Here is a 2,125-nt window from a genome sequence, read left to right on the forward strand (position 1 = left end):
CGTTCGTCACCACCCGGGCCAGTGGCTGCTGACCGAACCGGTATGGGCAAAGTAATGAAATTAATCGTTCAAGTTCCCGCATATAACGAAGCCACGACGCTGCCAGACGTGCTCGCCAGCATCCCGCGCGCGATCGACGGGACGATGACGTTCCTGGTCAAGTCGCGGGCGGTGAGCCCGTGGAGCCTGTCCTACGACCCCGGCACCGGGACCAGCCACCGGCACGTGCCGGTGGAGGCGCGCTGGGAGGTGCTGACCGGGAGGTTGTGACACCCGGTGCCCGACCAGGGTGCGCGAGGCCCGTGCCTCACCCGTTCGGGGGCTGCCCGGTTCCGGAGCGTTTCCACCCGGCCGGGCCACCCGGTCACCCGGCCGTTCACCGTGCTGGGTCGCGGTCCGCCACCCCGCTCGCGCGGCCCCCTCCCCCGCGCGACCGGGTCGGGGCCCCGCCCGAGCCGGTCGAACGGGCGTCCTCCGGGCACCCCGAGGGCACGGGCGCCGCCATACCATCGGCCCACCCGGCTCTGGGAGGGTCCGATGAGGATGATCACTGCTGTTTCCACCGAGGTCGTGGAGAAGCGCGTGTGGCGGTTGTGCCAGGACCACGCGGCGAACCTCCAGTTCCACGGCTGGCACCACGTGAGCTTCGTGCGCGACAAGGCCGTGCTGTTCGCGGGGCGCAACGGGGCGGACGTGGCGCTGGTCGAGGTCGCCGCGCTGGTGCACGACGTCAACTACGTGGTGCGCCGCAACTCGCTGCCCGTGGACGGGCGGGAGCTGCGGATGGAGATCCTGGCCGACGCCGGGGTGCCCGACGAGGCGGCGCTGCGGGTCGACGAGGTGGTCGAGGAGGCGGAGATGCGCACCCGCGACCGGTGGATCTCGGTCGAGGCGCAGGCGCTGTCCGACGCCGACACCCTGTTCAAGGCGTTGCCGGTGACCCCGGTGGTGCTGGCGCCGAAGTACCTGCTGGAGAACGGCATCACGCTCCGCCAGCTCGCGCACAAGATCGTCGGCGAGCAGCGGTCCAAGCACGACGAGGGCTACTACTTCTACGACCCCCAGGCCGCCGCCCTGTACTCCCGGTGGGCGAGCGCGAACCTGGAGCTGTGGCAGTGCATCGTGGAGTCGCTGGACGACCCGGCGGTGGAGGAACTGCTGGCAGCGGTGCCCTAAACCTGCCACAACGAAGTTTTTCAAGATTTTCTCGAAAACCTCCGTAAGAGCCCGGCCGCTCGCGCGTCCCCCTACCGCCAGAGGGTGAGCCGCGGTCGGGCGTGGAGGTGTCTCGGGTATGGAATTCACCGGTGAGAGGACGGCGGTCGGTGCTCCTCGCCAGCGCGAGCGCGCGGCGAGACCGGTCGGCGCGGCGGCGGCCCGCGCCGCGTTAGCCGTGTCGAGGAGCGACGTGACGGCGGCCGTGGCGGGCGACCGCGCGGCCGTCGAGCACCTGCTCGGCGTGCTGCGCCCGCTGATCGTCAAGTACTGCCGGGCGCGCGTCGGCGGCGCCTACGCCACCGCCGACGACGTGGCGCAGGAGGTGTGCCTGGCGGTGCTGAAGGCGCTGCCGAACTACCAGGACCAGGGGCGCCCGTTCCTGGCCTTCGTGTACGGCATCGCCGCCCACAAGGTGGCCGACGTCCACCGCTTCGCGGCCCGCAACCGCGCGGAGCCGGTGGCGGAGCTGCCGGACGCGCCGGAGTCGTCGGCGGGGCCGGAGGCGCGGGCGCTGCAGGGCGAGGTGTCGGAGCAGATGGCGGAGCTGCTGCGGGTGCTGCCGGAGAAGCAGCGGGAGATCCTGCTGCTGCGGGTGGTGGTGGGGATGTCGGCGGAGGAGACCGCGCACGCGGTGCGCTCGCCGCCGGGCGCGGTGCGCGTGGCGCAGCACCGGGCGCTGGCGCGCCTGCGGGTGGCGCTGGCGGGAGGGGCGCCGTCGGTTCTGGCGGGTGGGGCGGGAGCGGGGAGCGACGTGGGCGGCCTCGGGCAGGGGCGGCGCGCGGGAGTGGGGCACGGGGGTAGGGCGCACGGGGCGGGCAGGACACGGGGACGGACACAGGGGCGGGCAGGGCACAGGGGCGGGGACGGACACAGGGGCGGGCAGGGCACAGGGGCGGGCAGGGCACAG

Annotated in this window: 2 protein-coding genes and 1 pseudogene; all 3 read left to right on the forward strand. The window is 73.1% G+C overall.

Features of this window, described 5'->3' with window-relative positions; all coding sequences use genetic code 11:
- Window positions 1–108: 108 nt before the first annotated feature.
- Window positions 109–270 carry a hypothetical protein gene (locus ACTUAL_RS20615; RefSeq protein ID WP_440901397.1) on the forward strand — a complete coding sequence of 54 codons (162 nt, stop codon included), beginning with the start codon at window positions 109–111 and terminating at the stop codon, window positions 268–270.
- A 267-nt stretch (window positions 271–537) separates the two neighbouring features.
- A complete protein-coding gene (locus tag ACTUAL_RS20620; protein ID WP_096496073.1) occupies window positions 538–1,176 on the forward strand; it encodes an HD family phosphohydrolase in 639 nt (212 codons plus the stop codon).
- A 118-nt stretch (window positions 1,177–1,294) separates the two neighbouring features.
- Window positions 1,295–1,921, forward strand: a pseudogene (gene shbA / locus ACTUAL_RS20625) (RNA polymerase sigma factor ShbA); the annotation flags it as partial.
- Between the last annotated feature and the right edge of the window lie 204 nt (window positions 1,922–2,125).

It is taken from the genome of Actinosynnema sp. (assembly GCF_052038725.1).